This is a genomic window from Pseudorhodobacter sp. (assembly GCF_030452865.1).
Lineage (GTDB): Bacteria > Pseudomonadota > Alphaproteobacteria > Rhodobacterales > Rhodobacteraceae > Pseudorhodobacter.
The window spans coordinates 1-5,764 of the sequence record NZ_JAKDLJ010000233.1 but is presented as its reverse complement, the minus strand read 5'-3'; the positions used below and the strand labels follow the sequence as shown (position 1 = coordinate 5,764).

The 5,764-nt window shown below is 60.4% G+C and carries 4 protein-coding genes and 2 pseudogenes; 4 read left to right on the top strand and 2 right to left on the bottom strand.

The window, feature by feature from the left end:
* From L0H65_RS13185 to folD, 4 genes and pseudogenes are all read left to right on the top strand, one after another.
* Positions 1-190 (top strand): annotated as a pseudogene (locus tag L0H65_RS13185) (sulfurase); the annotation flags it as partial.
* A 434-nt stretch (positions 191-624) separates the two neighbouring features.
* A complete protein-coding gene (locus tag L0H65_RS13180; RefSeq protein ID WP_301459510.1) occupies positions 625-2,301 on the top strand; it encodes a formate--tetrahydrofolate ligase in 1,677 nt (558 codons plus the stop codon).
* 94 nt (positions 2,302-2,395) lie between these two features.
* On the top strand, positions 2,396-2,692 hold the full coding sequence (locus tag L0H65_RS13175) for a chorismate mutase (RefSeq protein WP_301459509.1): 297 nt from the start codon (positions 2,396-2,398) through the stop codon (positions 2,690-2,692).
* 39 nt (positions 2,693-2,731) lie between these two features.
* Positions 2,732-3,622, top strand: coding sequence for a bifunctional methylenetetrahydrofolate dehydrogenase/methenyltetrahydrofolate cyclohydrolase FolD (gene folD / locus L0H65_RS13170; protein WP_301459508.1), 891 nt, complete (start codon positions 2,732-2,734; stop codon positions 3,620-3,622).
* Between the two features lie 198 nt (positions 3,623-3,820).
* Here the strand turns inward: folD and pdeM are convergent, their stop codons facing one another.
* Complete coding sequence (gene pdeM, locus L0H65_RS13165) at positions 3,821-4,495, bottom strand: ligase-associated DNA damage response endonuclease PdeM (protein WP_301459507.1); 675 nt, start codon at positions 4,493-4,495, stop codon at positions 3,821-3,823.
* A 172-nt stretch (positions 4,496-4,667) separates the two neighbouring features.
* Positions 4,668-5,764, bottom strand: a pseudogene (locus L0H65_RS13160) (DNA ligase-associated DEXH box helicase); the annotation flags it as partial.

The window sequence follows — 5,764 nt, the reverse complement described above, 5'->3', positions numbered from 1 at the left end:
GGAGAATCTGCCATGTACCCTGCCTGCCAGAGTGATCGAAAACCGGCATCCCGAAAAGGGAAGAACCTTCAAACCGGCGGCGCGGATGCGGCGAGGTGTGACGGCATGGGTGGAGCGTGAGGGGACATTGCGCGTGGGCGACAGCGTGACTGTCTACATCCCGAACCAACGCGCGTGGCGAGGCGCTTAAAATGCGAGAACCATCGTCGCCGACAGTATCATGCCAAGCCCCAAAGCCGCACTGAAGATGATCGCAACCGGGTTGATCTGCATCGCCGCCTCCGTTCCATTGTTCAACACACTAACGCCGCGACAGCATTACGGTTCCATTCGGGGCGGAGCGGGTCATGCCTTGCAGCGTTTTGTATTTTACTTGAAACAGTCGAATTGAATGAGATGCCGGCTCGACCAACGGGAAAGGCGGCGAGTTCCGATCGTGATCAAACGCAAAACCCGCCAACGACTCAGGATCTACGCGCAACGACGCGAATAATCCCCTTCGGCAACTGCCACTGGCGAATTTGGCGCGGGAAATGTCGGAAACGCCCTTTCTTGGCGCAAATGGACTGGATACACCAATCGCAATGCCCGACACGGGCAAAAACATGCAGGGAGTGGCAAGACATGGCGTTCAAGACCGATATCGAGATTGCCCGCGAGGCGAAAAAGCAGCCGATCATGCAGATCGGTGAAAAGCTGGGCATCCCGTCGGAACATCTTTTGCCCTATGGCCATGACAAGGCGAAGGTAAGCCAGGAATTCATCGCCTCCCTGGCAGGTCGCAAGAACGGCAGGCTGATCTTGGTGACGGCGATCAACCCGACGCCGGCGGGGGAGGGCAAGACCACGACAACCGTGGGGCTTGGCGATGGTTTGAACCGGATCGGCAAGAAGGCCGTGGTCTGTATTCGCGAAGCCAGTCTTGGGCCGAACTTCGGCATGAAAGGCGGCGCTGCGGGCGGCGGTTATGCGCAAATCGTGCCGATGGAGGAGATGAACCTGCATTTCACCGGCGATTTCCACGCGATCACCTCGGCGCATAACCTGCTTTCGGCGATGATCGACAACCACATCTATTGGGGCAATGAGCTGGATATCGACGCCCGCCGCATCATGTGGCGCCGCGTGATGGATATGAACGACCGCGCGCTTCGCGATGTGGTGGTCAACCTTGGCGGCGTTGCCAACGGTTTCCCGCGCCAGACCGGGTTTGACATTACTGTCGCGTCGGAAGTGATGGCGATCCTGTGCCTGTCCAATGATCTGCGGGATCTGCAAAAGCGTCTGGGCGATATTGTGGTGGCCTACCGCCGCGATAAAACCCCGGTCTATTGCCGCGACATCAAGGCTGATGGTGCGATGACCGTGCTGCTGAAAGATGCGATGCAGCCGAACCTGGTGCAGACCCTGGAGAATAACCCGGCTTTCGTGCATGGGGGGCCGTTCGCCAATATCGCGCATGGCTGCAACTCCGTCATTGCCACTCAAACCGCCTTGCGGTTGGGTGAGTTTGTGGTGACAGAGGCCGGTTTTGGGGCCGATCTTGGGGCTGAAAAGTTCATGAACATCAAGTGTCGCAAGGCGGGCCTTGCGCCGGATGCGGTGGTGCTGGTCGCCACTGTACGCGCGATGAAAATGAATGGTGGCGTCGCCAAAGCCGATCTCGGGCCGGAGAATGTGGAGGCGGTCAAGAAAGGCTGCCCGAACCTTGGCCGCCACATCGGCAACCTGAAAAGTTTTGGCGTTCCGGTGGTTGTGGCGATCAACCATTTCGTGTCGGACACTGATGCCGAAGTGCAGGCAGTGAAGGATTATGTGAAATCCCAAGGGTCCGAGGCAATTCTGTGCAAACACTGGGCGCTGGGTTCGGCGGGGATTGAGGATTTGGCGCATAAGGTTGTGCAACTCGCCGAAAGCGGGACGGCGAGCTTTGCTCCACTTTACCCCGATGAGATGCCGCTGTTCCAGAAGATAGAAACCATTGCCAAGCGGATTTACCACGCGGATGAGGTGTTGGCCGACAAGTCGATCCGGACGCAGTTGAAAAGCTGGGAGGAGGCGGGATATGGCCATTTCCCGGTGTGTATGGCGAAGACGCAATATTCCTTCAGCACCGATCCGAACCTGCGCGGCGCGCCAACCGGCCATTCCTTGCCGGTGCGGGAAGTGCGACTTAGCGCGGGGGCCGGTTTTATTGTGGTGATCTGCGGTGAGATCATGACGATGCCGGGCTTGCCGCGTGTGCCCTCGGCAGAAGTGATTGGCCTGAATGCTGCGGGTGATGTTGAGGGGCTGTCCTGAGGTGTCACGACGCGCATAGCCTGCGCGCCTTGTCACCTTGACCCTGCTTTCGGTTCGGTTCATGTCAGGTCGCAACCGAAAAGGGGAGGCCGCGATGAAGCGTCCGTCGGAGTGCGAAAACATGCAGGAGATCCGGTTGGAGATTGACCGGGTTGACCGGGCTTTGGTCCTGCTTCTGGTGGAACGCGCGGGCTATATCGACCGTGCGGCGCAGGTGAAGGGCGCATTTGGCCTGCCCGCGCGCATTGACGACCGGGTGGAGCAGGTGGTGCAGAATGTGCGCCGCTTTGCCGAGATTGAAGGGCTTGACCCGACCTTGGCCGAAAGTCTGTGGCGGCAGGTGATCGACTGGTCGATTGCCCGCGAGGAAGTGACTTTGGGTGCAGATTGAAGGCGGTGCGGGCATCGCTGACATAGGAGAGGAATGACGATGGGCGCTGTGATCATTGACGGCAAGGCTTTCGCGGCCAAGGTGCGCGGCGAGGTTGCGGAGCATGTCGCGCGTCTGGTGGCGGAACACGGGGTCAAGCCCGGCCTTGCTGTGGTTCTGGTCGGCGAAGACCCGGCGTCTGAGGTCTATGTGAAATCGAAAGGCAAGATGACCGTGGAGGTCGGGATGACTTCCGTGGAGCACAAGCTGCCCGCCGATACGGCTGAGCGCGACTTGCTGGCTCTGGTCGCGCGACTGAATGCCGATCCGGAAATCCACGGGATACTGGTGCAACTGCCGCTGCCGGCGCATCTGAATTCTGAACTGGTGATCAACTCCATTGATCCGGCCAAGGATGTCGATGGGTTCCACATCTCCAACGTCGGCTTGCTTGGCACCGGACAAAAAAGCATGGTGCCTTGCACACCGCTGGGTTGCCTGATGATGTTGCGCGATCATCACGGATCGCTTGCGGGGTTGAATGCGGTTGTGGTCGGGCGCAGCAATATCGTGGGCAAGCCAATGGCGCAATTGCTGCTTGGCGATAGCTGCACGGTGACGATTGCGCATAGCCGGACGAAGGATCTGGCGGCAGTCTGCCGGGGTGCGGATATTCTGGTGGCAGCGGTCGGACGGCCGGAAATGATCACCGGAGATTATGTGCGTCCCGGTGCGACGGTGATTGATGTCGGCATCAACCGGATAGAGCGTGACGGCAAGACGAAACTGGTCGGCGACGTGGAATTTGCGAGTTGCGCGGCGGTGGCGGGGGCGATTACGCCGGTGCCGGGCGGCGTCGGGCCGATGACGATTGCCTGCTTGCTGGCGAATACTCTGACGGCGGCGTGCCGCGCGAACGGACTGGCGGAACCGAAGGGGCTGACAGCCTGAAGGTTTTCGCGTGGTGTAATTTGCGGCACATAGGCAAGTGCGAAGGTCAGGCCTGCAAGACCGCTCCGTGTTGATTGCGGGAAAGCAGTTGCAGCTGCAAAGTCACTACGGCCGTGCCTTGGGCGACATATAGCACATGGGAAACGAGGGTGGTCATCAACCCCTGGCGGGGAAAGTGGGCGCGAATGCGGCGGTCAGTCATGGCTTGCAGGGTGCTGTGTTCGGGCGGAGCAACGGGATGGCGAGGCATTGTGCGCCGGTCAGAATGACGAGGGCCGGTGCGGTCAGCAAGCCCGAAAGCACCGGATCATCGCACCAGAGCCCGCCGGTATAGGTGCCGTAGGCGGGAAGGATCAGCCGCTCCCTCGATAGCAGAAAGCAGGGTCGCGCGCGGCCTTTCAGCCGTGCTTTCGGGTGGTAGTGGCCTGAAATCTCACCTGTTGCGCCGGTTTCGGCGATATGACGAAAGCGCAATGGGCCACGTTGCCACTCCGCGCGATTGCAGCCACCGAGCGTCACTGGTTCGGGATCGTGATTGCCCGCGACCCAGACCCAATCGCGGCCTGCCATCAGGCGCAAAAGCCAGAGGCGATGAACCTCCGTCATTTCCTGCGCCGCCGTCGGATCGTCGAAACTGTCGCCGAGGCAGATCACTGTTGCAGGCTGGGTCGCGGTGATATCGGCATCAAGCCGTGTCAGGGTTTCTGCGATTTCATAGGGCGGAAGCAGCGCGCCTCCGCGCCGGGCCAGGCGTTCAGATTTGCCCAGATGCAGGTCTGAGACGCAGAGCAGATGTTGCGAAGGCCAATGCAACGCACCCGAGGGGAGCGCGACGAGCGGTTGTTCTGCAAGGGAAAAGTGGTGTCCGGTCATGGGCGAACCGTGGCGCAGGACGCAATCCGCCGCAAGGGGGACGAATGCTCACCCCCATTGAGGGGGTTCACATTCGCGGCTGTCGCCGGGGTGCTTTCGGTGTTGGGTTGGTTTTCGTGACGAGACGGGCGTGAAGAAGGTATTTTTTCCAAGATGAAGATTGGGTCTTGTATCAATATGTAACGCTCAGGCCGGCTGCGGCCATGAGTTTTGCGGCTTCGTCGGCCAGCAGACGCTCCATTGCTTTGCCATCCACTGGCACACGGCCGCGTTCGAGGAACATCGGAAAGGCGAGGGGGGAAACATGGCGAAGGTGCCGGATGTCGATCCGGCTTGTTGTCGGGGTTTCGATCCGGGTCAGCATGTCCTCGATCCGCCCGAAGTCGACCATGCCGCGCATCGCCTCGGCCTGTGTGATCTGCAGCAGCAGGTGATCGGGATCAAAGCGGCGCAATGTGTCATAGAGGATATCCGAGGAGAATACCGCCTGACGACCTGATTTGCGGCGGCCTTGGTTCTGGCGTTCGATCAGCATCGCTGTGGTGGCGGCGTTTCGGAAGGTGCGTTTCATCACCGCGTTGCCACCGAGCCAGTTTTCCAGGCCTTCGCGCAGGTTTTCTGGCGACAGGAGTGTCAGGGGGTTCAGCACCGGCTCCAGCCCCCAGATCATTGTGGCGTAATCGGTGGCGACAAAACCCAAAGGGGCCAGCCCTTCATCCTCCATCCGTTTGGTGACCAGAAGGCCGAGCGTCTGCTGGGCATTGCGGCCCGCGAAGCCGTAGATCACCAGATGTTCGCGGGACTCATGCGGGAAGGTTTCGAGCAACAACCGCCCCGGTTCGGGGAGTTGTGAGACCTCGCGCTGAATCGCGAGCCATTCGGCTGTGTGGTGAGGCAGGTTGGGCCATGCGTGTTGTTGGAAGATGCGCAGGACGCGATCGGCGAGCAGGGTGGATGTCGCGAATTTGGTGCCGTTGAACACGGCGACTTTCGGGTTGTGGCCGGGGCTGCGGGTGACCTCGACGGTCAGTTCCCTAATTGTTTCGTAGCGCACGATCTGACCACCGATCAGGAACGTATCGCCGGGGGTGAGGGTGGCGGCAAAGCTCTCCTCGACCTCGCCCAAGGGTGTGCCACCCATCCGGTTCTTCAGTCGCACCTTCAGCGTTTCGGTGTCGATGATGGTGCCGAGGTTCTGGCGGATGGTGGCAGCGGCGCGGGGGTCGCGCAACGTCCATTTGGCACCGCGCTGCATCAGGCGCTGCCACT